The organism is Streptomyces krungchingensis (assembly GCF_054729265.1).
This window is the reverse complement of sequence record NZ_JBPUKY010000001.1, coordinates 7952956-7977441: the sequence shown is the minus strand read 5'-3', so window position 1 is coordinate 7977441 and position 24486 is coordinate 7952956. Positions and strand designations below refer to the sequence as shown.

At 72.5% G+C, this 24486-nt stretch carries 20 protein-coding genes; 11 read left to right on the top strand and 9 right to left on the bottom strand.

Annotated features, from left to right (window positions below):
- Window positions 1–233: 233 nt before the first annotated feature.
- The 5 genes from ACSYGO_RS34875 to ACSYGO_RS34855 form a co-directional block, all read right to left on the bottom strand.
- On the bottom strand, window positions 234–1718 hold the full coding sequence (locus ACSYGO_RS34875; RefSeq protein WP_460388953.1) for a cellulose binding domain-containing protein: 1485 nt from the start codon (window positions 1716–1718) through the stop codon (window positions 234–236).
- Between the two features lie 260 nt (window positions 1719–1978).
- Window positions 1979–2605, bottom strand: a complete 627-nt coding sequence (locus ACSYGO_RS34870) for a hypothetical protein (protein ID WP_460388952.1) — start codon at window positions 2603–2605, stop codon at window positions 1979–1981.
- Between the two features lie 152 nt (window positions 2606–2757).
- The gene (locus tag ACSYGO_RS34865; RefSeq protein ID WP_426681232.1) at window positions 2758–4089 is read right to left on the bottom strand and encodes a radical SAM protein; all 1332 of its coding nucleotides are present in this window, start codon (window positions 4087–4089) and stop codon (window positions 2758–2760) included.
- A gap of 71 nt (window positions 4090–4160) precedes the next feature.
- The gene (locus ACSYGO_RS34860; protein ID WP_460388950.1) at window positions 4161–4823 is read right to left on the bottom strand and encodes a pyridoxamine 5'-phosphate oxidase family protein; all 663 of its coding nucleotides are present in this window, start codon (window positions 4821–4823) and stop codon (window positions 4161–4163) included.
- Window positions 4824–5082: 259 nt separating this feature from the next.
- The gene (locus ACSYGO_RS34855; RefSeq protein ID WP_460388949.1) at window positions 5083–6090 is read right to left on the bottom strand and encodes a hydroxyacid dehydrogenase; all 1008 of its coding nucleotides are present in this window, start codon (window positions 6088–6090) and stop codon (window positions 5083–5085) included.
- Here ACSYGO_RS34855 and ACSYGO_RS34850 point away from each other — a divergent pair.
- From ACSYGO_RS34850 to ACSYGO_RS34815, 8 genes are all read left to right on the top strand, one after another.
- Window positions 6059–6193 (top strand): hypothetical protein, encoded by a 135-nt coding sequence (locus tag ACSYGO_RS34850; RefSeq protein WP_257005006.1) that lies wholly within the window; start codon window positions 6059–6061, stop codon window positions 6191–6193. The two genes, ACSYGO_RS34855 and ACSYGO_RS34850, sit on opposite strands and share 32 nt — an antisense overlap.
- Before the next feature lie 121 nt (window positions 6194–6314).
- Window positions 6315–7574, top strand: a complete 1260-nt coding sequence (locus ACSYGO_RS34845) for an FAD-binding protein (protein ID WP_426681235.1) — start codon at window positions 6315–6317, stop codon at window positions 7572–7574.
- A 103-nt stretch (window positions 7575–7677) separates the two neighbouring features.
- Window positions 7678–8919, top strand: coding sequence for an ROK family transcriptional regulator (locus ACSYGO_RS34840; RefSeq protein ID WP_432176562.1), 1242 nt, complete (start codon window positions 7678–7680; stop codon window positions 8917–8919).
- A gap of 346 nt (window positions 8920–9265) precedes the next feature.
- Entirely contained in the window at window positions 9266–10531 is a 1266-nt protein-coding gene (locus ACSYGO_RS34835) for an ABC transporter substrate-binding protein (RefSeq protein ID WP_426681237.1), read from the top strand.
- Between the two features lie 20 nt (window positions 10532–10551).
- Complete coding sequence (locus tag ACSYGO_RS34830; RefSeq protein ID WP_460388946.1) at window positions 10552–11517, top strand: carbohydrate ABC transporter permease; 966 nt, start codon at window positions 10552–10554, stop codon at window positions 11515–11517.
- Between the two features lie 92 nt (window positions 11518–11609).
- A complete protein-coding gene (locus tag ACSYGO_RS34825; RefSeq protein WP_359502576.1) occupies window positions 11610–12410 on the top strand; it encodes a carbohydrate ABC transporter permease in 801 nt (266 codons plus the stop codon).
- Between the two features lie 27 nt (window positions 12411–12437).
- The gene (locus tag ACSYGO_RS34820) at window positions 12438–15302 is read left to right on the top strand and encodes a glycoside hydrolase family 2 TIM barrel-domain containing protein (protein WP_460388945.1); all 2865 of its coding nucleotides are present in this window, start codon (window positions 12438–12440) and stop codon (window positions 15300–15302) included.
- Window positions 15295–16461, top strand: coding sequence for an MFS transporter (locus ACSYGO_RS34815; RefSeq protein ID WP_432189453.1), 1167 nt, complete (start codon window positions 15295–15297; stop codon window positions 16459–16461). Before ACSYGO_RS34820 ends, ACSYGO_RS34815 begins: the two co-directional genes overlap by 8 nt.
- Before the next feature lie 111 nt (window positions 16462–16572).
- Here the strand turns inward: ACSYGO_RS34815 and ACSYGO_RS34810 are convergent, their stop codons facing one another.
- Entirely contained in the window at window positions 16573–17517 is a 945-nt protein-coding gene (locus ACSYGO_RS34810; RefSeq protein WP_460388943.1) for an AraC-like ligand-binding domain-containing protein, read from the bottom strand.
- Window positions 17518–18063: 546 nt separating this feature from the next.
- On the opposite strand from ACSYGO_RS34810, the gene ACSYGO_RS34805 reads away from it, so the two are divergent.
- A complete protein-coding gene (locus ACSYGO_RS34805) occupies window positions 18064–18648 on the top strand; it encodes a TetR/AcrR family transcriptional regulator (protein ID WP_432176567.1) in 585 nt (194 codons plus the stop codon).
- The gene (locus tag ACSYGO_RS34800; RefSeq protein ID WP_460388941.1) at window positions 18641–19492 is read left to right on the top strand and encodes an alpha/beta fold hydrolase; all 852 of its coding nucleotides are present in this window, start codon (window positions 18641–18643) and stop codon (window positions 19490–19492) included. The genes ACSYGO_RS34805 and ACSYGO_RS34800 overlap by 8 nt, the downstream gene beginning before the upstream one ends.
- Here the strand turns inward: ACSYGO_RS34800 and ACSYGO_RS34795 are convergent.
- From ACSYGO_RS34795 to ACSYGO_RS34785, 3 genes are all read right to left on the bottom strand, one after another.
- Entirely contained in the window at window positions 19461–20246 is a 786-nt protein-coding gene (locus tag ACSYGO_RS34795) for an isocitrate lyase/PEP mutase family protein (RefSeq protein WP_460388939.1), read from the bottom strand. The two genes, ACSYGO_RS34800 and ACSYGO_RS34795, sit on opposite strands and share 32 nt — an antisense overlap.
- Before the next feature lie 77 nt (window positions 20247–20323).
- Window positions 20324–22054 (bottom strand): DUF2264 domain-containing protein, encoded by a 1731-nt coding sequence (locus tag ACSYGO_RS34790; RefSeq protein WP_460388938.1) that lies wholly within the window; start codon window positions 22052–22054, stop codon window positions 20324–20326.
- A gap of 546 nt (window positions 22055–22600) precedes the next feature.
- Window positions 22601–23509, bottom strand: a complete 909-nt coding sequence (locus ACSYGO_RS34785; RefSeq protein WP_460388936.1) for a LysR family transcriptional regulator — start codon at window positions 23507–23509, stop codon at window positions 22601–22603.
- A gap of 94 nt (window positions 23510–23603) precedes the next feature.
- Between ACSYGO_RS34785 and ACSYGO_RS34780 the strand changes: the two genes are divergently transcribed.
- A complete protein-coding gene (locus tag ACSYGO_RS34780; RefSeq protein WP_460388934.1) occupies window positions 23604–24431 on the top strand; it encodes an oxidoreductase in 828 nt (275 codons plus the stop codon).
- The last annotated feature ends 55 nt before the right edge of the window (window positions 24432–24486 follow it).

The following is a 24486-nucleotide window of genomic DNA, read 5'->3' as shown; positions in this document are numbered from 1 at the left end:
GGCCCCGGCACGCGCACTCGGGCGCGGAGGAAGGAGGAAGGTCAGCCGGCGGCCACGGAGGTGGACTTGATGAACTTCGGGATGCGGGCAGCGCCCATCGCAACGACAGCCATCGGTCACACCTCCTCGAGAACACTCGCCGGGAGCGAAGGCGACCGGCCTTCGCTCGAACACGCACACCGTAGCTGGACCCCCCTGAGGTCCGTCAACCGATTAAATCCGGAGTCCGCGGCTCAGGCCGTGCCGGCGCAACGTCCGCCGTTGAGCGTGAAGTTGTCCGGGGCCGCGTTGTGGTCGTCCCAGGAGCCGATGAAGCCGACGGCGAAGGTGCCGCCGGCCGCGACGGACTTGTTGTAGGTGGCGGCGGAGGCGGTGACGCGGGAGCCGTGCTGGGTGAAGGTGCCGTCCCACATCTGGGTGACGCGCTGGCCGTCGGGGAAGGTCCAGTCGACCTGCCAGTCGTCGAGGGCCTGTGCGGAGGTGACGGCGACGGTGGCCTGGAAGCCGTCCGGCCACTCGTCGACGATCTCGTACTTCACCTTGCAGGACGCGCTCCGGGTGGGGTGCGCGGCCGGGGTGGCGGAACCGGCCGGGGAGGAGGACGTGCCCTGGGGTTCCGGGTCCGGTCTCGTGTGCGTGGCGGTGGCCGGCGCCGGTCTCTTCGGCTCCGGCGACACCGAGGGGTCGGCGGGGCGGGCGGTGGCGGACGGGGAGGGGATGCCCGGGTCCGCGACGGGCTGCCGGTCGGTGGAGTCGCCGCGCGCGACGGCGTCGCGCCCGTTCCCGTCGCCGAAGGGCATCAGCGAGACCGTGAGGGCGAGGCCCGACACCAGGACGGCCGCGGCGAGGAGCCCGGTCCGTCCGAGCCGCGGCCGGGCCACCGTGCCCACGGCGATGCCCGTGTCCGAGGCCGCGTCGGCGCGTCCGCCGGCCAGGCCCGCCTCCGCGGCCCGGCGCCGGCGCTCCAGATAGGCGAGGCCGCCCCAGCCGATCACGCCGCCGGCGAGCGCCGCGGGCAGCCCGCCGCCGTGCAGCCGCAGACAGGCGGCGGCCTCCGCGCACTCGACGCATTGCGCGAGGTGGCGGGAGAGGTCCTCCGGTGTCTCGGCGCCGGGTGAGCGGGTGACGGCGTCGAGGAGCCGGGCGTAGCTGCGGCAGCCGGCGTCCATGGGGGTGTCGAGGTGGTTGCGGTGGCAGCGGTCCCTGAACAGCGCCCGCACATGGCCGAGTTCCTCGGCCGCGGCTGTCGGGTCGAGGCCGAGCCGCCGGGCCACGGCGGGCAGCGGAAGTGCTTCGACCTCGGCGAGCCACAGGAGTGCCGCGTCGGCCTCCTGCATGTCCTTGAGGCCGCGCAGCGCGAGCGGACGGTGCAGCGGCGGTCCCGTGTACCGGGCGGCCTTCGCGGAGTTGAGCCACAGCCTGAGGTCGGGGTCGAGGCGGTGCCCCTGTCCGTGGGCCTCCCAGGCGGCGGCGGTGGTGCGGACGGAGGTGAGCAGCAGGGGGATCCGGGGCAGGCGGGGCGTCCTGCGGCCGTTGCTCTTCGTCGTGCCGGTGTTCGTGCGCGCTTCGCGGATGCCGTGGGTGAACGCCTCGGTGGCCAGCTGGGTGGCCGCCGCGGAGCCGGACGTGCACAGGTCGGCGTACGACAGGACGGCGTCCCAGCACTCCGAGAACAGCGCGGCCTCGGCGGCGTTCTGAGGGGTCGGCAGGTCGGGCATGGGGGCTCCTGCATCCGCTGCTTCCGTGTGCCAGGTCATGCAATGCCCAACTCGACTTTTCTCACGGGGGAGTTGGGGCCTGTCTCTCGCGACGGGGCCCGAGCTTTTCACGGTTCCCGCACAACTGACAAGCGGCGTATTCAAATGCCGTATTCAAACTCCGTACGCACATGGCGTGGCACGCGGTGGCACCCGTTCGGCCCGTCGGACCGTCCGGGCACGGCGTCCCCCGAGTGATACGGATGGAACGCCGGAACGTATCAATCCGCGCCCGACGCGGCAGGCTTCTCCCCGTTCGAAGGGTGTTCGGCCGCGTGTCGTCGGCACTCCTGCAGCGCGCGCTCGACCTCGCGCCTGTCCTCGCCGCCGGTCTGGAGCAGCAGGTCACCGGCGGCGGACAGGGCGGCCCAGTACTCCGCGGGTCCGGCCCGCTCGCGCCGCGGGAGCGTCCGTGCCAGCGACAGGAACATCGCGGTCAACTCGCCCCTGACGCGTCTGCGGGACAGGGTGAGCGCGTGACCGCTGGGCATGCCGCCCAGTGCCCCGGCAGCGGTCGCCAGCAGACGTGCGATCTCGGTGCCGCGCTCGTCGAGCGGCCGGGGGACGTCGAACAGCCCGACGGTGTCCAGGACCTCGCCGCACAGTTCTTCTTCGCCCTGGTGGAATTCGGTGGCGATGTCGCCCATGCCGCGGGCGAATCGCCCCGCCACCTCCGGGGCCGGGATTCCGAGGGCCAGGCAGACGGCCCACGCCGAGCGATGCCAGTCGCCGGTCCGTGCCGCGAGTTCCGCGAACACGGCGACGGGTGCGCGTCCGGCCTCCAGCCTCTCGTGCGCAAGCGTCAGCGAAGCGCCGTCGACACCGGCCGTACCGTCCCACCCGTCCATGGCCCCCACCCCACACCACGGCTCCGACAGGTCCGCTCCCCGCACGGACCGCGGCCGCCAGTCTGCCCGACTCCGCCGGACGGCCGCGCCCCGAAGTCCGCACTCCTTCACTCCTGGAGGCGGTCACCGGGCCCCGGCGGGCCGACCGCGGGTCACACCTGGGTCGGTTCCTGCGCTTCGTCCCGGGCCGGGAGGCTGTCCATGAAGGAGCTGACGGAGAAGACGGCGCGGCCCGGTCCGGGCGGGCCGTATCCGGGCGGCGAGGAGAGCCCGAAGTCCTCCATCGTCGAGCGGTAGGCGTCCAGGAGGCGGATGTGGTACTCCAGCGGCGCGCCCTGCGGGTTGGCCTTGCCGAGCGGGGTCGTCGGCTCCGGGCACCAGGTGGTGAAGCGCGGGGTGATGCCGTGCGACATGAAAAAGCGCAGACCCTCGGTCGTCGACGCGATGGCCTCGTCGACGGTGGTGAAGCCGAAGGGCTCGGCCATCTCCACGCCCGCCACGAAGTTGGGGATGACGTTGCGCGCGCCGAAGATCTCCGCCGAGTCCAGGATGCGCTTGTGCCATTCGTCGCGGCCGACGTACCGCTCCTTGCCGGGGCAGTACAGCTCGAACAGGCGGCGGTCCCACACCTCGTAGTTGGGGTGGTAGATCTGCACGCCGTAGTCCTTGAAGCGCTGCACGTCGTCGCGCGGCAGGGCCTGCGCCACGACCTTGCCGATCCACCGTCCGGGGAAGCGCTCCTCGATGGCCTTGGCGTAGTGGCCGTAGAAGTCGGCCTCGTCGCGTCCGGCGACCGTCTTGGTGATCGCGCCTCCGGTCAGCGTGTACGCGGTGGACGCCTTCGCCGTGTCGTACCGGTCGATGATCTCCAGCGCTTCGAGGACCTCCTCGACGTCCTTCACGCCGGTGTAGGGGCGGCCGGCCGCCTTGTGCTGGCGCCAGTTGTGGTTGATGTCGCAGTACTGGCACTCCTCCTTGGCGCCGAAGTACTGGCAGACGCGGAAGACCGTGAGGTAGATCAGGTACCCCCACTGGATGGTGGGTGCCACCTCCATCACGGACTTCCCGTTGGAGAGCTTGTGCCGGTAGTACTCGGGCATGGGCGGCACCCCGACGTCGGAGATCCGCTTCCCGTCCAGGTACAGCCCGAGCATGCCGTCCGCGTCGGCGGCGACACGGTAGGGCGAGGACGGGTTGACCCGTACGGACACGACGGTGCGCCGCAGGTCGTACGGCCCTCCGGTGAGGATGATCTCCTCCGGCGGGCGCCGCAGGGCGGCCTCGCCCAGTTCGGGCAGGGTGCCGTGGTCGAAGGAGAAGATGAAGTAGGACTTCGGCTTGACCTCGCCGCTCTCGTTGTCGCTGAGGGCCGACGCGTCGAAGGCGACGCCCCCGCGGAGCAGGTCCTCCTTGAAGACGGCTTCCCGTGGCACGTGCGGGAACCGCTCCATCAGATCCTCGACCAGCGCGGTGCGGCTGCCCATCCCGTTCTCCTCGCTCCCGACCAGTTCAGTCTGCGTTGCTCGACTCCTCACGGTATGCCCCTGCCCGCACGTCAGCCGTGCCGGGTCCCCCCGCGTCGCGCGATGTGCGCCGGAGGGGCCAGATCCGCGGGCAGCAGCGGGTCGGGCTCGGGCGCGCCCCAGGTGGGGACCAGGGGCAGGGTGCCGGCCCACAGGCCGAGCGCCGTGTCGGGGCCGTCGCCGTCGTCCGGGGCTCCGGTACGGATCTTCACGGAGGCCTCCTCCAGGGAGAGCGCGAGCAGGGTCGTCGCGGCCAGTTCCTTGCGGCTGGGCCGACGGGCGTAGTCCCACTGGCCGGGTGCCGCGTGCTCGGTGAGCAGCCGCAGCCCCTCGGTCTTCTCCTCCGGGTCCGTGACCTTGCGGGGTGTCCCGTGGATCATCGCGCTGCGGTAGTTGACCCCGTGCTCGAACACGGACCGGGCGAGGACGAGTCCGTCGACGTGCGTGACGGTCACGCACACCGGGTGCTCGGCGGCGAGGCTCCGGCTCGCCACGGAACCGTGCACGTACAGGTGCCGCTCGTCGCGCCCGTACACGGTCGGCACCACGACCGGCCGCCCTTCGACGATCACGCCGAGATGGCAGACGAACCCCGCGTCGAGGATCGCGTCCAGGTCGGCCCGATCGAGGCTGCCCTGCTCACGGAGCCGGCGGTGGCGGGTGAGGGCGGTTTCGGGGAGAGGGCCGTAGGTCATGACCGGCACGCTACCGATATCGCACCGACATCACCACGCATTGACGGAATCAGTCTTCCATGCGGCCATCTGCAACGAATCTCGCAGAAATCTCGGCCTGCGGTGTCCCGCCCTTAGGAGCTCACCCGCACACGGGCCCCGGCCTGTCCGCGCACCGGCAGCCGGTCGTGCCGGATCCGCGCGAGCAGCGGCGGCGTTGTGCGGCGAAGGCCCGGGACGCACCGCAGGGATCACCCGGCGACGGGGCTCGCGGGCCGCGTCACGCCGCGTGTTCCAGCCCGGCCGCGTCGACCCGGCACGCCAACTCCTGCCCCGACAGCAGGCGTTCGAGTTCCTCCAGCACCGTGCGGCCCAGCCGGGCGACCTCGTTGCCCTGCGACCCCGCGAGATGGGGGGTGATGAAGGCGTTCGGCAGGTCGTACAGCGGGGAGTCGGCCGGCAGCGGCTCGGGGTCGGTGACGTCGAGGATCGCGCTGATCCGGTCGGCCCGCAGCGCGGCGGCCAGGGCGTCGTGCTCGACGAGGGAGCCGCGGGCGGTGTTGATCAGGACGGAACCGGCGGGCATCAGGGCGAGTTCGCGGCGGCCGATCAGGTGCCGGGTCTCGGGCGTCTCCGGGGCGTGGACCGTCACGATGTCACTGCCGGCGAGCAGGTCGTCGAGCGGCAGCAGCCGGACACCGAGCGCCGCCGCCCCCGCCTCGTCGAGGTACGGGTCGGCGAGGCTCACCTCCAGGTCGAAGGGGCGCAGCAGTTCGACGAGGCGGCGGCCGACCCGCGAGGCTCCGACGATGCCGACGCGGCGCCCGAAGTTGCCGGTGCCGGGGAGGATCTGCCCGTAGGGGAAGGCACGTTCGGCACGCAGGCGGTCCCTTTGCGCGAACACGTTCTTGCCCGCGAGCAGGATCATCGCGAGCGTGTACTCGGCGACGGGCAGCGCGTTGGCGTCGGCCGCCGACGACACGAGGAGCCCGCGCTCCCAGACTGCGGGCGTGGTGAAGCCCTTGACGGAGCCGGCGGAGTGCAGCACGGCCCGCAGTTTCGGGGCCGCGTCCAGGGTGCCGGCGTCGAGCGCGGGGCAGCCCCAGCCGGTGACGAGGATCTCGGTCTCCGCGAGGACGGCGCGGACGCGGGGATCGGTGAAGTCCTGCGCCACCAGGGCGGGGTCCACGTCGACCAGCCCGCGCAGCTGGGCCATCAGCCCGGGCGGGAAGATCAGCGGCACGTTCTGGGCTGTCATGGCGAACATCGCCAGGGGACGCTCGGGCAACGAGGTGACCTTCCGGCTCGGCGGCTTCGTGATCGGTGTCGCGCTCGACGCCGCGATCGGTGTCGTGATCGGCTTCCACGACAGCAAGCGGTCTCTACGGTAGGTGTGGCCTCGTGAGAGGGTCAACGGAGGAGCCGATCACCGCGCCGGACCGGCCGGACAGGTTCCACACGTGGCCGTCCCACCCGGCCGCGTACGGCGACTTCCCGCGGAGGACGACAGGGATGACAGGCACCACAGGCACCCTGACCAACTGGGCCGGCAACATCACGTACACGGCCGGGGAGCTCCACCGGCCCCGCTCGCTCGACGCGCTGCGCGCGCTCGTCGCCGACAGCGCGCGGGTGCGGGTGCTGGGCAGCGGCCACTCCTTCAACGAGATCGCCGAGCCGGGCGACGGCGGCGTACTGCTGTCGCTGACCGGGCTGCCGCCCGCGGTGGACGTCGACACGACGGCCCGTACGGTACGGGTCTCCGGCGGCGTGCGGTACGCCGAACTCGCCCGCAGGGTGCACGAGCACGGGCTGGCGCTGCACAACATGGCGTCCCTCCCGCACATCTCGGTGGCGGGCTCGGTGGCGACCGGCACGCACGGCTCGGGTGTCACCAACGGTTCGCTCGCCTCCGCCGTGCGCGAGGTCGAACTGGTCACCGCCGACGGTGCGACCGTGACGATCGGCCGGGACGACACCCGCTTCGACGGCGCCGTGACGGCGCTCGGCGCGCTCGGCGTGGTCACCGCACTCACCCTCGACCTGGAGCCGGCCTTCGAGGTGAGCCAGCACGTCTTCACCGGACTTCCGCTGGCGGGCCTGGACTTCGAGGCGGTCGCCTCGGCGGCGTACAGCGTCAGCCTGTTCACCGACTGGCGGCAGCCGGGCTTCGGGCAGGTGTGGCTGAAGCGGCGCACCGACCGTCCGGCGGTGGACTTCCCGTGGGCGGCGCCCGCCACCGAGGCGATGCACCCGGTGCCCGGCATGCCCGCGCGGAACTGCACCGAGCAGCTCGGCGTGCCCGGCCCCTGGCACGACCGGCTCCCGCACTTCCGGGCCGAGTTCACCCCGAGCAGCGGTGCCGAGCTCCAGTCGGAGTACCTGCTGCCGCGCTCGGACGCCCCGGCCGCGCTGCACGCTCTCGACGCGATCCGCCAGGTCATCGCGCCGCTGCTGCAGATCTGCGAGGTGCGGACGGTGGCCGCCGACCGCCAGTGGCTGAGCCCGGCGTACGGCCGGGACTCGGTGGCCCTGCACTTCACCTGGGTCGCCGACACGCAGGCGGTGCTGCCGGTGGTGGCCCGGGTCGAGGAGGCGCTGGCGCCGTTCGACGCCCGGCCGCACTGGGGCAAGGTGTTCACGGTGCCGTCCGAGGTGGTGCGTGCGCGGAGTCCGCGGCTCACCGACTTCGGGGCGCTGGCCGGTGCCCTCGACCCGGCGGGGACCTTCACCAACGCGTTTGTGCGGGACTTCCTCCAGCCCCTTTCCTAACCCCTTGTCGAAAGCCCTTCCCGAGTCATAGCCTTGCGGCGCGCCGGGGTCGCTGGGCCCGGCCGTGACGGGGAGGGACCGGGGGATCGAGGTGGCAGGTCCGGTGAAGCGCACATCACGCGACATCCGTACGGCGAACCGCTATGAGGTGCTGCGTCAGATCATCGCCGCATCACCCACCTCCCGGCAGGAACTGGCGGCGGCGACCGGACTGAGTCTGGCCACGGTGGCCACGCTCGTCGGCGAGCTGCTCGACCTGCGCATGCTGACCGAGGTCGGTTTCGAGGACTCCGCGGGTGGCCGCCCGCGGGGCCTCGTGGCCGTCAACGCCTCGGGGGGAGCGTTGATCGGCGTCGACATCGCGGAGACGTATGTGCGGGTCGAGCTCTTCGACCTGGCACTGAACGTGCTGGCGCGCGCCGACGAGGACATGCGCCCCGGCGAGAGCCGCCCGGAGCAGGTCGTCGGGCACGTCGCGACGGCCGTCGGCTCGGTGGTCGCGCAGGCCGGGGTGGAAGCGGCCCGGGTCCTGGGCGTCGGGGTGAGCGTGCCCGGCCAGGTCGACCGGGAGGGCGGCGTCTGCGAGTACGCCCCCAACTGGGACTGGCACGACGTGCCGTTGCTCGACCTGCTCGCCGAGCACATCGCCTACCCGCTGCATCTCGACAATCCGCTGCGCGCCTGCGCGGTCGCGGAGCTCTGGTTCGGCGCGGCCCGGGGGCGCGGCGACGCCGTGGTCGTCAATCTGGGCACGGGCGTCGGCGCGGGGCTCGCCCTCGGCGGCGGGCTGCACCGGGGGGTCAGCAACAGCGCGGGCGAATGGGGCCACACGACGCTGGTCCTGGACGGCCGGCTGTGCCACTGCGGCAATCACGGCTGCGTGGAGACCTATGTCGGGGCCCCGGGGATCATGCTGAATCTGCGGGAACTGAGCCCCGGGAGCGCGCTGCTGCACCCGGAGGACCAGACCGCCACCATCGACGCGCTCGCGCGGGGGGTCGCCGCACAGGACCCCGTGGCGCTCAAGGTCGTACGGGACACCGCCCGTTATCTCGGCGCCGGGATCTCCGACCTGGTGAATCTGCTGAACCCCGAAGTGGTCGTGCTCAGCAGCTGGGTCGCGGCCACGCTCGGGGAACCGCTGCTGCACGAGGTGCGCGACGCGGTGGCCCGGCACGCGTTGAAGCGGCCGCTGGCCGCCACCGAGATCGTCCTCTCCCCCATTCCGACCGACCCCGTCTGCCTCGGCGCCGCGACGTTCGCCCTGGAAGGGGCGCTTCAGTCGGTCGGCCAGCGGAACGCGGCCACGCCACGGATGCGGGCACGCGGGGGCTCGAAGGGCTGACCGCGGCCGGGAGTCCGGCGCCGACGCCCCTCGGAGCGAAGGCGTTCGGCCACGACTCCCGGCGGCGACGGCCCACTCCACCGTCTCCGTGCCGGCGGATCGCGCCCCGGCCTGCCCATGTCGCGGTGATCGCACGGGAGTCGACGGCGTCCTCATGGCCGTCCCGACCCCCCGCCGCCTCGTCCTGTCCGGTACTCCGAACCGTCCACAACTCTTCGAACGGGCTTCGTCCAACCCCTTGCCGAAGTATTAGCCGAAGGTTAACGTCCCGCACCGCAGCGTTCTTTGAGCCAGTTGGCGCGTGAGCGACCGAGCCGCAGCCGTATTCGAGACAAGGACGTCAAGCATGTCGGCAATGAGCAGCAGCAACTGGGACCGTCGATCCGTACTGCGTGCCGCCGCGGGCCTCGCCGCCCTCGGCCCGCTGGCCGCGTGCGGAGGCAACAACGGCCGTGGAGGGGGCAGCGGTTCGGGCAAGAGCCTCGTCCAGTACTTCCACGCGTACGGCGAGGCCGGCACCGAACAGGCCGTCAAGCGGTACGCCAAGGACTACGACAAGGCCGACGTGACCACGCAGTGGATCACCGGCTCCGACTTCGAGAGCAAGCTCTTCGCCTCCCTGCTCACCAAGAACGCGCCCGACCTGTTCGAGTTCCATCCACAGATCCAGCTCGTCAAGAGCGGCCAGGTCGCCGACCTGAGCGACATCGTCGAGCCGGTCAAGGACGACTTCAATCCGGCCGACATCGCCTCGCACACGGTCGACGGGAAGATCTACGGCGTCCGGATGATCGACGACCCGCAGTTCTTCTTCTACCGCCCGTCGCTGCTGGAGAAGGCGGGTGTCGAGGTGCCGGCCACGCTCGACGAGCTGATCGAGGCCGCCGCCAAGCTCACCACCGGCAAGGTCAAGGGCCTGTTCCTCGGCAACGACCTGCACGCGGTCATCAACCCGATGATCTGGTCCGCCGGCGCCGACACCCTCGACGACCAGAACCGCATCGCGTACCACACGGAGGGGGTCAAGGAAGGTCTCAAGAAGATGCGCAAGCTCTTCACCGGCGGAGATCTCCTCCTCGACGCCCCGGCCGACTACTGGGACCCCTCCGCGATCGACCAGGGCCTGTGCGCGATCCAGTTCTGCGGCATGTGGGCCATGCCGCAGATGCAGAAGGCACTCGGCGACGACATCGGCGTCTTCCCCTTCCCCAAGGTCACCGACGACGGCAGGCCCTCCGTCTACAACGGCGGCTGGTCCATGTTCGTCAACGCCAAGGGCAAGAACGTCGACCTGGCCAAGGAGTACGTGAAGTGGCTGTGGATCGACCAGAAGAAGTACCAGGAGGACTGGTCGCTCTCCTACGGCTTCCACATACCGCCCCGCTCCTCGCTCGCCGCGGGCGCCACCAAGCTCAAGTCCGGCCTGCCCGCCGAGGGCGTCAACCTCTTCAACGAGTACGGGCACTTCGACAACATCGGCTGGACCCAGAGCATGATCACCGCGCTGGAGGACGTCTTCGCCGACTGCGTCCGCAAGGACGGTGACCCGGAGGCCGCTCTCGACAAGGCGGACACGACCGTGAACCGCGAGCTCAAGAAGCTCTTCGGATAGGCCGGCGGGCGGGCTACGACATGTCGACCACCACGACACGCGGTGCCGCGCGCCCCGCCCCGGCCCCGGCCTCCCCGGGCCGGCCGAGGCGGGGGCCGCGGGGCAGCAGCACCCTCGCCTTCTGGGTCTTCACCGGCCCGTTCCTCATCGGCCTGCTGGTCTTCGTCTACATCCCGATCGGCTGGAGCCTCTGGCTGAGCTTCTTCGAGGCACGCTTCACGGTCACCCCCGACAAGTTCGTCGGTCTCGACAACTACCGGCAGATGCTGGAGAACAGCAACTTCACCGGTGCCCTCGTCACCTTCACCGTCTTCGCCGCACTCATCGTGCCCCTGACCTGGGCCGTCTCACTGGGGCTCGCGCTGATGGTGAACCGGCTGCGCTTCATGCGGGCGTTCTTCCGCTCCGTGTTCTTCCTGCCCACCGCGTGCAGCTACGTCGCCGCCTCGCTGATCTGGAAGATGTCCCTCTTCAGCGGGGTCCGCTTCGGCCTGATGAACACGGTCCTCGGCTGGTTCGGCATCGACAACATCGCCTGGCTGGCGAACCCCGACCCGCCCTGGTACTGGCTCGTCATCGTCAGCGCGCGCCTGTGGCTCCAGTCCGGCTTCTACATGATCCTGTTCCTGGCGGCGCTCCAGAACATCCCGCCGGAGCTCTACGAGGCCGCCGCCATCGACGGTGCCAGGCCCGGCTGGCAGACCTTCCGGCACATCACCCTGCCGCAGCTGCGCGCGACGTCGACCGCCGTGATCCTGCTGCTGCTCGTGGCCGCCTACCAGGCCTTCGACGAGTTCTTCAACCTGCTGTCGAAGACCACCTGGGGCCGTCCGCCCCTCGTCGAGCTGTACTACACGGCCCTCGGCCAGGCCCAGGACTACGGCGCGGGCAGCGCGGGCGCCGTCATCCTCACCCTGCTGATCTGCCTGGTCACCCTGCTCCAGGGCAGGTTCATGGGATTCGGAAGGAGGGACGAGGCCAAGTGACCACCGTCGTCAAGGGCCACCGGGCCCCCGTCGCCCCGCCGAACGGGCGCGGACGCCGACGCGACCGCCGAGGTGTCCTCGGGAACACCGGCCTGTACGTCGCCACCGGCATCGCGACCCTGCTCTTCCTGGTGCCCTTCTACCTGCTCGTCCGCAACGCCCTGTCCACCGACGCCGAAATCACCGGTGAGAACTGGAAGTTCTTCCCCACCCACCTCCAATGGGGCAACATCGGCGAACTGTTCGACGACACCACGGTCCCCTTCGCCCGGTCCCTGTGGAACTCCGCGGTCGTCGGCGTGCTGCACACCCTGGGCACTCTGCTGGTCTGCTCCCTCGCCGGCTACGGCCTCGCCCGCATCCCCTACCGGCACGCCGACAAGATCTTCTACGCGGTCCTGGTGACCCTGATGGTGCCCGCCGCCGTCACCTTCGTGCCGAGCTTCGTGCTCGTCTCCTCGCTCGGCTGGGTGGACAGTCTGCGCGGGCTCGTCGTCCCGGGGCTGTTCAGCGGTTTCACCTGCTTCCTGTTCCGGCAGTACTTCCTGGGGTTCCCCAAGGAGCTGGAGGAGGCGGCGCGGGTGGACGGGCTCGGGTACTGGGGCGCGTACTGGCGCGTCGTCGTGCCCAACTCGCTGAACTTCTTCGCCGCGATCGCGACCATCACCTTCATCAGCGGCTGGAACGCCTTCCTGTGGCCGCTGGTCATCGGCCAGGACCCGCAGGCGTGGACGGTCCAGGTCGCGCTCTCCTCGTACATGACCAACCAGACCGTCAACTTCCATCTGATCTTCATGGCCACGGCCGTTTCCATCCTGCCCCTGGTGTTCGTCTTCCTCTTCCTCCAGCGCTGGCTGGTGCAGGGGATCGCACAGACCGGCATCAAGGGCTGACACGTCCCTTCCACGACCTGGAGACCGATGTCTTTCCGCACCACCGCCACCGACTACGTCGAGGACGTCTCGCCGGGCAGCGGCGCTCTCCCGCCACGCGCCCGCCACCCCTCCTCGGACGCCAGGACCCTCTCGCTGAACGGCAGTTGGCGCTTCCGCCTGTCACCCACGGCCGACACGCACGACGGCTCCTTCGCGGCGGCGGACCACGACGCCGGGGACTGGGCCGAGATCACCGTCCCCGGCCACTGGGTGCTCCAGGGGCACGGCTCGCCGATCTACACCAATCACCTCTACCCCTTCCCGGTCGATCCGCCGCGGGTGCCGACCGAGAACCCGACCGGTGACCATCTGCGTCACTTCGACCTGCCCGGCGACTGGCCCGCGCGGGGCGGCTCGGTGCTGCGCTTCGACGGTGTGGAGTCCTGCGCCCGGGTGTGGCTGAACGGCACGGACATCGGCGAGTTCAAGGGCTCCCGGCTGCCGCACGAGTTCGCCGTCGGGCACCTGCTGAAGCCGGCCGGCAACGTGCTGGCGGTACGCGTCCACCAGTGGTCGGCGGGCTCCTACCTGGAGGACCAGGACCAGTGGTGGCTGCCGGGCATCTTCCGGGACGTCACGCTCCTGCACCGGCCGCCGGGCAGCGTCCTCGACCACTTCGTGCACGCCTCCTACGACCACGTCGAGGGCCTCGGGACGCTGCGTGTCGACTCCGACGTCGACGGGCGGGTCGTGGTCCCCGGCCTGGACATCGACGTCGCGACCGGTGAGCCGGTGACCGTGCCGGTGCGGCCGTGGACCGCGGAGACGCCACGGCTCTACGACGGCACCCTGGTCACCGAGGGCGAACGCGTCCCGCTGCGCATCGGCTTCCGCACGGTCGCCCTCGACGACGGCCTGATCAAGGTCAACGGCCGGGCGATCCTCTTCAAGGGCGTCAACCGGCACGAGTGGCACCCGGAACACGGCCGCGCGCTCGACCTGGAGACCATGCGCGAGGACGTGCTGCTGATGAAGCGGCACAACATCAACGCCGTGCGCACCTCGCACTACCCGCCGCACCCCGCCTTCCTCGACCTGTGCGACGAGTACGGGCTGTGGGTGATCGACGAGTGCGACCTGGAGACCCACGGTTTCACCGAGCAGGCCTGGCGCGACAATCCCGTCGACGACGAACGCTGGACGCCGGCGCTGCTCGACCGCGCGGCCCGGATGGTCGAGCGCGACAAGAACCACCCGTCCGTCGTCGTCTGGTCGCTCGGCAACGAGGCCGGCACGGGGCGCGGCCTCACGGCGATGGCCGAGTGGATCCGCGGCCGGGACGGTTCACGGCTGATCCACTACGAGGGCGACCCCGACTGCCGCGACACGGACATGTACGCGCGGATGTACGCCGGGCACGCGGAGGTCGAACGGATCGGCCGGGGCCTGGACGGCGGCACCCACAAGCGGCGCGGACTCCCCTTCATCCTGTGCGAGTACGCGCACGCCATGGGCAACGGCCCCGGCGGGATCGCCGACTACCAGCGTCTGTTCGAGTCCTACGACCGCATCCAGGGCGGCTTCGTCTGGGAGTGGATCGACCACGGGATCAAGGACGAACGGTACGGGTTCGCGTACGGCGGCGACTTCGGCGAGGAGCTGCACGACGGGAACTTCGTGTGCGACGGGCTGCTCTTCCCCGACCGCACGCCGTCGCCCGGACTCGTCGAGTACAAGAAGGTGCTCGAACCGGTCCGCATCGAAGGCGACGGTCCGGCCGGGACGGTGCGCGTCACCAACGCCCACGACTTCGCGGACCTGTCCGGGCTGGCCTTCGAGTGGTCGTTCCAGGTCGACGGGGTGAGCGTCGAGTCGGGTGCGCTGTCGGTGCCCACGCTCGGTCCGGGCGATTCGGCGGAGGTCAAGCTGCCGCCGCCGTCCGCGGACGGGCGCGGGGCCGAGACGCGGTGGACAGTGCGGGCCGTGCTGGCCGAGGACACCGCCTGGGGCCCGCGCGGTCATGTCGTGGCCTGGGCCCAACTGCCGCTGTCCGAGCACCCGTTGCCCCGTGTCGCGCAGACCGACGGCCCGGTGCCCGGCCTGCGGGACATCACTCTCGGACCGGCGGCCTTCGACGCCCGCACGGGTGCGCTGCGGACGATCGGCGGAATCGATGTCACCGGTCTGCGTCTGGACGTGTGGCGTGCGCCGACCGACAACGACAACGGCGCGCACTGGCAGCCGGACGCGCGCCACGGCCCGCTCTGGCGCGGCCTGGGCCTGCACCGGATGCGTCACCGGCTGGACGCCGTGGAGCTGGGCGACGACGCGCTGACCGTACGCACCCGGGTGGCGCCCGCCGGCCGGGAGGCCGGCCTGCGCACGGTGTACCGGTGGACGTCCGACGGGACGCGGCTGCGGCTCACCGTGTCCGTGGCACCCGAGGGCGCGTGGACGCTTCCCCTGCCGCGCCTGGGGATCCGGCTGGGGCTCACGGGCCCGGCGGACCGCGCGGTCTGGTTCGGCGGTGGCCCCGGTGAGGCCTACCCGGACACCGGGTCGGCCTCGATGCTGGGACGCTGGGAGTCCTCGGTGGACGACCTCCAGACACCGTACGTACGTCCGCAGGAGAACGGCGCCCGGGCCGACGTGCGCCGGGCGGAGATCGGCGGTCTGCGCATCGAGGGCGAACCGTCCTTCTGGTTCACCGCGCGCCGCTGGACGACGGAACAGCTCGACGCCGCCGACCACCTGACGGACCTGGTGCCCGGCGACACGGTCTGGGTCAACCTCGATCACGGGCAGCAGGGCATCGGTTCGCAGTCGTGCGGCCCCGGCGCCCTGCCGCAGTACCAACTGCACGCCGGCCCGGCCGAGTTCTCGTTCGTCTTCTCGGAGATCCATGACTGACACCCTCACGCCCGTCGCGGCCGGCCGGCTCTTCAGCCGTCCGGCCGCGGTCGCGTCCTGCGTCGCGTTCGTCCTCATCGGCATGCTCCAGGCGCTCTACGGCCCCGCCGTGCCCGGGCTGCGCGCGGAGTACGGGCTGTCCCCGTCCGGCGCGGGTCTCGGTCTGAGCCTGCACTTCACCGGTGGCGTGGCCGGCGTCCTCGCCTTCAACGCGATCCACTCCCGGATCAGCAACCGGACTCTGCTGGCGGCGGGTTACGCGCTGATGGCCCTGGGCGGGGCGGGCTTCGCGCTCGCTCCGGACTGGCCCTCGGCGCTCGCCGCCGCCTTCCTCGGCGGCCTCGGCTTCGGCGGCATCGACTACGGCCTCAACCAGCTCTTCGCCGTGGGGTTCGGCGACCGCTCGACAGCCATGCTGAACGTCCTGAACGCGCACTTCGGCATCGGCGCGGTGCTCGGGCCGGCGCTCATCGCCTGGCTGGGGCCCGCGCACTACACATACGCCTTCGGGGCCTGCGCGCTGCTGGCGGCGGTGCTCGCCCTGTGCACGGGAGGCGTCCGCACCGCGACCGCGGACGCGACCGCGCCGCCGCGGGCCTCCGCGTCGCTCGGCCCGTCCCGGATCCTCGTCGGCTTCCTCGCCCTCTACATCCTCAACGTCGGGGTGGAGGCGGGTGTCGGCGGCTGGGAGCCGACGCACCTGGAGACCGTCGGCTACGGCACGTCGGTCGCCGCGTCCGCCACCGCCGTCTACTGGCTGATGATGACGGCGGGCCGCTTCCTCGTCGTGCCGGTCACACTGCGGTACACGCCCGAACGCATCCTCACGGTGTGCGCCGCCGGGATGACGGCGTGCCTGCTGCTGGCGCTCGTGGAGGGGGCGGCGCCGGTGGCGTACGCGGGGGTGGGCCTGTTCATCGCCCCCGTCTTCCCGACCGGGCTGACCTGGCTCGACCGGGCCCTCCCGCAGGCGAAGCGGGCCGGGGCGTGGGTGATCGCCGCCTCGATGATCGGCGGTGTCGCGGCGCCCCCGCTGCTCGGCGTGGGCATCGAGGCGTCCGGGATCCACGCTGTGCCCTGGCTGCTGACGGCGCTGTCCGCCGCGTCCCTCGCGGCGACCGTGTGGCTCATCACGCTGACCCGGAGGACGGCGCGGTGAGGGGCGGCACCGTCCCCTGCCGGTCACCGTGACGCCGTGGGGCCGCGACGCGTCACCGCTGCCCCTGCCGCCCCCGTACGGTCACGCTCCCTGTGCGGCCGAGGAGTCCGGTCAGGGCCGCTCGTACCGGAGTTCGCGCGCCGACCGCCCGTACTGCGCCCTCAGTGCGCGCGCCAGGTGGCGCGGGTCGTGGATGCCCCAGCGCGCCGCGACCGCCGCCGTCGTACGGCTGTCGTGGGCCGGGTCGAGCAGGTCGCGGCGAATGCGCGCGAGACGCTCGCGCCGGAGCCAGGCCGCGTACGGTTCGCCGGTCCGCTGGAACAGCCGGTGCAGCTGGCGCGCCGAGATGCCGTGGGCCGCGGCGGCCGAGTCGACGCACAGGAACGGGTCGGAGATGTTGGCCAGCGTGTAGACGCGGATGCGGTCCACCAGGGCGGTCTCGGTGTCCATCCGGCCGGGTACCGCGCCGTCCGTGAAAGCCGCGACGAGCAGGGACACCAGGGCGTCACCGATATGGGCCCGCTGCGCTCCGGACAGTTCGTCGAGGTGCCGGCCGAGGCCGTCCAGGAAGGCGGAGAGCACGGCCTGCGCCCCGGACCCGGCCGGCAGCCGCCTGGCCGCCCGGCCGGCGACGGCGTCCGCGTGGCGGCCGAGCTCGGTGCGCGAGATGCCGACGGCCGTCACGTCACAGCCGTCGGCGACCGCGAGCCGGTAGGGCCGCGTCATGTCGAGCACCACGAAGTCCCCGCCGTGCGCACGGGACTGCACGCCGCCCTGGTCCACCGCCGCGGGTCGCGGTGACCGGTGCAGCGTGATCTTCAGCAGTTCGGGATCGGTGGAGGTGATCACCCGGGGGGTCCGTGCGACGAGGTGCCCGGAGCCCCGGATACGCGCCACGGACAGGCGCCCGACGGCCACCGCGTCGATGTCGGCGCGGAACCCGTCCACGCCCTTCGCGGTCACCGCGAGCGGGGCGAGGATCGTGGACGCCGCGGTCTGCAACTGGCCCACGGTGGCCCGGCGTACGTGCAGGGCTCCTAAGTGAGGATCGTTCACGGGGCTGCCCCCTTGTCACCGCGCCGTGCACGGCGCGTGCCGCGAATCCTTCAGTGCGTGGACGCGAACGGCGGGTGTCCGGTTCCGTGGCGCGGATCGGCGGCACCGCGGGCGGGAACCGGAGACTCGGCCGGCGGCGGCGTGCGTAGCGTGGTGCGAGGGGAGCGATGTCGGCTGGGACGTTCGCGATGGTTCCAGCCGACTGCTCCCGCGCCACGGCCCGCGACGGGCGCCGCGGCCTCCGCGGGACTCCCCCGCCCACCTCGGGCTCCTCCGGCTCCGCGGGACTCTCGGCCCCCGACGCTCTCCTCCGCCTCCGCCGTTCGCGTCCTCCGGAGCAGTCGTCCTCCGGAGCCGGCGTCTGCCGGAGCAGTCGTCTTCCGGAGCGCACGTCGTCCCGGCCCGCGTCGTGCGAGCGCCGAGTCCTGCGCGGCTCACGCCTCCCCGGTTCACCCCTCCCGCTGCTTCGTGCACTAGGATATTTCCTAGAAGGTCTAGGAAACCTCGCCCGGACAGGGCGCGGGCGGCACGGAGGGGCGGTCAGTCATGGTGCGCGCAGGGCTCACCACCGAGCGGGTCGTGGAAGCCGCGGCCGACCTCGCGGACGAGGTCGGGTTCGAGAACGTCACCGTGTCCGCGCTCGCGCGCAGCTTCGGGGTGAAGGACGCGAGCATGTACTCGCACGTCAAGAGCGTGCAGGACCTGCGGTCCCGGATCGCGCTGCTCGCGGCCGGGGAGATGGTCGACCGGATCGCCACCGCCGTGGCCGGACGGGCCGGCAAGGACGCGCTGGTGGCGTTCGCCGACGCCTATCGCGCCTACGCGCTGGAACGCCCGGGGCGCTACCGGGCCACGCACATGCAACTGGACCCCGACCTGGTCCCGGAGTCCACCGCCCGGCGCACCGCCGAGGTGACCTACGGGATGCTCCGGTGGTACGGACTGTCCGAGCCCGATCTGACCGACGCCGTGCGCCTGCTGCGCAGCACCTTCCACGGCTACTGCCACCTCGAGGCGATCGGCGGCTTCGGTGCGCCCCGTGACGTCCAGGCGTCCTGGGAGCGCGCGCTGGACGCCCTGCACATCACCCTGGAGCACTGGCCGCGCGCCGAGGAGGACGACCGTGCCTGAGTTCCACCACTCCGTGTGCGGCAGCGGTCCGGTGCTGCTCCTCGTCCCCGGCGGGGCCGGGCATCCGATGGGTCTGGAGGGCGTCACGGCGCGCCTCGCGGAACGGTTCACGGTGGTGACGCACGACCCGCTCGGGCTGTCGCGCGGGCCCGTGGACGGGCCGGTCGGGGACCAGCGGGTCGGGACGTGGAGCGAGAACGCCCGCCGGCTGCTCGACGCGGTCCTGCCGGCCGGCGACTCCGCTCATGTCTTCGGCACCAGTTCCGGTGGCATCGTCGCCCTGGACCTGCTGGCCCGTTTCCCCGAACGCGTCCGGCGGGTGGTCGCGCACGAACCGCCGACGGTCGAGGTGCTCCCCGACCGGGAGACGCAGCGCGCGATGGTCCGCGAGGTGGACGCGATCTGCCGTACCGAGGGCGTGGCGCGGGCCGTCGAGCGCCTGGGCGCCGGGCTGGAGGGGCGTCCCTGGCGGCCCGGCCCCCGGCAGGCGGTGGCGGCGGACGGCGCCGACGCCCCGCCGTCGGGGCGGGCCGACGAGGGAGGAGACACCCCCGGCCCGGACTCCCCGCTGGGCCTGTTCCTCGCCCATGTCCTGCGCCCGTTCACCACGCACGCGCCGGACGTGGACGCCCTGAAGCGGCTCTCCCCGCGTCTCGCACTCGGCGTGGGGCGGGACTCGCGAGGTCAACTGCCGCGTCGCACGGCCGAGTCGCTCGCCGGGCTCACCGGCGCGGAACTCGTGGAGTTCCCCGGCGGCCATCTGGGCTGCCTGGAACACCCCGTGGAGTTCGCGGACCTGCTGGCCCATGCGCTCATCGGCCCGCGGGACCGGTCCGGGGGCTGAGCGCCTGCACCTCGTCGTAGGTCGGCGCGTCGCCGCGTGGCCGGCGTCCGGCCCGGATGTCCCCGACCGTGTCCAGGACGGCTCCCAGCGCCCGCCGGTACAGGAGCGATCCGAGACTGACCCGGCTGACCCCGAGCTCGCCGAGGTGCGCGACGGTCGGCCCCGCGGGCGAGAAGAGGATGTTGAGCGGGACGTCCAGCGTCTTCAGCAGGCTCGCGATGCGCGCCGGGTCGGTCAGTCCGGGCACGAACACGCCGTCGGCGCCCGCTTGTTCGTAGGCGTCGAGGCGGCGTTCCGTCTCCCGCGGGTCGCCGTCGGCGAGCCAGTGCGTGTCGGTGCGGGCGTTCACGAAGAGGTCCGGCACGGCGGCCTTCACCGCGGCGATCTTCTCGGCGTGCAGTCCGGCGGGGCCGAGACCGTCCTCCAGGTTGATCCCGACGGCCCCGGCGGCGGCGAGCTCCCGCGCCAGCTCCGCCACCTCGCCGGGGTCCCGGCTGAACCCGTCCTCGGCGTCGACGGACACGAGGCAGGGGACCGTGCCGAGACTCCGCGCCAGCGCCGTCGTCAGGTCCCTGGTGGCCGCCGCGCCGTCGGGCAGTCCCGCGGCGGCCGCCACGCCGAGGCTCGTGGTGCCGATCGCCGCGAATCCCCGGCCCGCGAGCAGCGCCGCGGAGGCGTGGTCCCAGGCGTTGGGCAGGAGCAGGGGCGCGTCGGCGTGGTGCAGCGCCGCGAACGGGGTGCCGAGGGAGGTCATACGGGCCACGCTAACGGCAGAACACTTCGGCCGCCGCCGAACCGTACCCGGTGCCACGGACCGGCGGCGGCGCCGTCTCACACGGGTGTCACCGTCCACGCCGACGGCTCGGACCGCTCGTCCGGCGCCCCGAACCGGAACCGCGCCGACGGGCCCCCGGCCCAGTCGACGGACACCTCGCGGTCCCGCGACACCTCCACGGACACCAGGTCCGCGAGGGGCCGGGGGTGCGCGTCGCCGGTGAGCCGGGCCACGGCGACGAACAGAGTGGGCCCGTCACCCGTGACGCCCGTGACGCCGGCCGGGGCGGACTCCCCCGACAGGCCGTGGGCGGGCAGGAGTTCGGCCCGCAGCCCCTGTGCCGCCGTCCAGCCCGTGACCCGTACGCCGGTGCCGGGAGCCGCCCCGGTCACCAGATGGGCGCGCACCTCCACCGCCTCGTGCGCGACCACGAGACCGACGACCCGGGTGTCCCCGGAGACCGTGTGCCGGGAGGCGGCCCAGCCCTCCCCGACGCCCAGCGGCTCGATGTCCGTGCGCCCCGGGTCGCCGTCGACGACGACGCTGTTGTCGTACGCGGGCGCGGACGCGGGCCGCGTCGCCGTCGAGTAGGCGAGCCGTGTGTAGAACGGGTCGTAGCGGGCGTCCTCGCTGCCGTGGTTGTGGAGGCGGACGACCCCGTCCGAACCGGTGCTCTGGAGCAGCCAGTTGGGCGGCCCGACCGGGGTGACGGCGTCGGCCCGTTCCGCCGGGCCCGGCTCCTCGCGCGCCGTCCACGCCTCGTGGTGGGGCGGCAGGAGCAGCCCGACGAAGGCCTTGCTCGCCCAGTACGGGGACGCCGGGCCCGAATAGCCCTGAAGGAACGCCTCGTCGGGGCCGTGCCAGCCCAGCGTGAGCAGACCGCGGTCGTCGACGGCGCCGTGGTCGAGGAAGTGACGCAGCGCGCCGGAGGCCAGCCGCCGGGTCTCGCCCGGGGACAGGGGGGTTCGGCCGGTGAGCGCGCCGAGCCAGAGGGGGGCCGCGGCCGCGAAGCGGTAGGTCAGGGAGCGGCCCTGCAGCATGGGGGCGCCGTCGCCGCCGAACAGGCGGGCGTAGTCGGCGAGATGGGCCTCCAGTCTTGCGCCGTACAGGTCGAGGAGGCGGCGGTCGTCGGACAGCCAGGCGTGCAGCACCGGATACAGATGCATGGCCCAGCCGTTGTAGTAGTCGAAGGCGCGGCCGGGGCCGTCGCTGTACCAGCCGTCGCCGAGGTACCACTGCTCGATACGGGCGAGTCCGCGGTCGACGGCGGCGCGCGCCGCCTCGGGTTCGTGGCCGACCTCCTGGAGGAAGCCGCCGACGGTCACCGGGAACAACTCCCAGTTGTTGGCCCAGGGTTCGGCGGTCAGCGCGTCACCGAGCCAGTGGGCCGCCCGCTGCCGGACTCCGTCGTCCAGCCGGTCCCACAGCAGCGGCCGGGTCAGGCGCAGGGCGAGGGCGATCGACGCGGCCTCCACCAGGGGCTGGCTGCGGTGCTCGACGCGCGGCCAGACGCCCGCGGTTCCGGCCGCGAGACCGTCCGCGTACCTTTCGAGGGTCTTCTCGTCCTGCCGGAAGGCGGCGATCAGCAGGGTGCGGGCGTAGCCCTCCAGTCCGTCGGAGAGCCGGCCCGACCAGCTCTCGTGATCACCGGGCAGGTGGTAGAGGGCGCGGTCCTCGGTGGCGTACGGCTCCACCGCGGCCAGCAGCGAGTCCGCGGCGGCCTCCCAGTGGGCGCGGGTGTATCCGGTGCGGGGGCTGAGTGCGGTGTCGGGCGGCGGCAGGTGCATCAGTGGTTCCAGTCCTTCCGGCGGGCCTGGGGCGCTCCGGTTCCGGTCGGGGCGCCCCAGGAGTCCATCCCTCCTGCGCCAGGCCCTCGGACACCGGCCGGCGGGTGACGGGTTCGGCACGGACGAACCCCGCCGGCACGGTGGCGCCGTGCAGGGAGCCGCAGGTGCCGAGCACGGGCCGCCCGCCCTGATCGCAAAAGACCTGGCCGCTGGACCGTATCGCCTGGGGCAAGCGCTTTCTAGTGGTCGGTCGCTTTTCGCGGGGCCGTCGCCACCGACCGGTCGTCCGGGGGCGGCGACGGGTCATTCGGTGGGGCGGTCACGCATCATCGGTGCGGCGGTCACGGATCGCTTGGAACGGAGGCCATGGGTCGCCCGGAACGGCGGCCACGGATCGCCTGACGCAACGCTCGCGGATCGCCCGGAACGGCGGCCACGGATCGCCAGGTGCGGCCGGTCACGGATCGCCAGGTACGGCCGGTAGGGCGGCCCTGGGGCGCCCGGTACGCCGGGGCCATGGGCCGCCCGGCACGCCGAAGCCACGGATCATCCGGCGCGCCGGCCCGACGCCAGGCGACTCGCCTCGGCGTACGCCCGCACCAGCGGCCGCCGGTCCCCGGCCCGCCAGGCCAGGGCGAGACGGCTCGGTGCGACACCGCGCACGGGCCGGGTGACGACGCCGCCGCGGGTGAGCAGCGGCGCGTTGCCCGCGGCGAGCAGGCAGACGCCCCGGCCGTCCACCAGTGCCTCGTACGTCTCGTCGGCGCTCGCGGCCTCCGCGCCGATCAGGGCCGGGCGCCCCGCGCGGGCGTCGAGGGCGAGCCAGTAGTCGCGCAGCACCCCGGCCGACTTCGGGATTGCGATGAACGGTTCGTCGAGCAGGTCCGCGAAGTCGACCTCCGGGCGGTCCGCGAGCCGATGCGTGTCCGGCAGTGCGACATGGCGCGGCTCCTCGGCCACCACCACCCACGCGTAGCGCTCCTCGTCCGGCACCGGCAGCCACACGAAGGCGGCGTCGACCGAACCGTCCGCGAGCCCCGCGCTGGAGTCCGTCCAACTCACCTGCCGCAGTTCGACCTTGGCCGCCGGACACGTCTCGCTGAACCGGGATCTGATCGCGGGCAGCAGTCCCCCGCGGCCCGGGCTCGTGCTCATCCCGACGGCGATCGTCGCCTGCTGCTCGGCCTTGGCCCGCTCCACGGCAGCGGACGCCGCTTCCCATTCGGCGAGCATCCGCCGCGCGTACGGCAGCAGGGCGGCGCCCGCCGCCGTCAACCGCACATCTCGCCTGTCCCTCTCGAACAGCTCGGCGCCCAACTGCCGTTCCAGGGCCCGGATCTGCTTGCTCAGGGCGGGCTGGGAGACGAAGAGGCGCTCCGCGGCGCGTGTGAAGTGCAGTTCCTCGGCGACCGCGACGAAGTAGCGCAGGTCCCTGCCGTGCACGTCCATGGCCATAACCATTGGTTATCACGAAGGGTCTTGGACGGGCGACCCGGTTCGCGGAGAAGCTCGGTGCATCGACAGCACGACCTGTACGAGGGAGTCGGACATGAGCAAGGTATGGCTGGTCACCGGCGCGAACAGCGGCTTCGGCCGGGCGTTCACCGAGGCCGTCGTCGCCGTGGGGGACGTGGTGGTGGCGACGGCCCGCAGGCCCGAGACGCTGGCCGATCTCGTCGCGGCCCACCCCGACCAGGTCGAGGCGGTCGCCCTCGACGTGACGGACCAGGGGCGCATCGACTCCGTCGTGGCCGATGTGGTGCGACGGCACGGACGGATCGACGTCCTGGTCAACAACGCCGGCCGCACCCATGTCGGCGCCGCCGAGGAGACCACGGACGGCGAACTGCGGTCGCTGTTCGACCTGCACTTCTTCGGGCCCGCCGCGCTCGTCCGCGCCGTCCTGCCGCACATGCGGGAGCGCCGCTCAGGCGCTGTCGTGCAGATGAGCAGCATGGGCGGGCAGATGACCTTCCCCGGGTTCTCCGCGTACTGCGGCACCAAGTTCGCGCTGGAGGGCTTCTCGGACGCGCTGGCCGCGGAGGTCGCTCCGCTGGGCATCAAGGTGCTGATCGTGGAGCCGGGGTCGTTCCGCACGAATCTGCTGGGCGGTGCCACCACGAGCGACGAGATCGCCGACTACGCGGACACGGTCGGTCCGACCCGCCGGGCGATCGCCGGCGGCGACGGCGATCAGCCCGGCGACCCCGCGAAGGGCGTCGCGGCGGTGCTGGCGGCGCTCGCCGATGTGAACACCCCCCTGCGGCTGCCGCTCGGTGGCGACGGTGTCGACGCCGTGGTCGGCCATCTCGACGCACAGCGCACGGAGATCGCCACCTGGGAGAAGGTGGCGCGGGACACCGCGTTCGACGCGTGACAGCACCCGCGGGACACCGCAGCGGTCGCCCCGGCCCGGATCGGCGCCGGAGCGG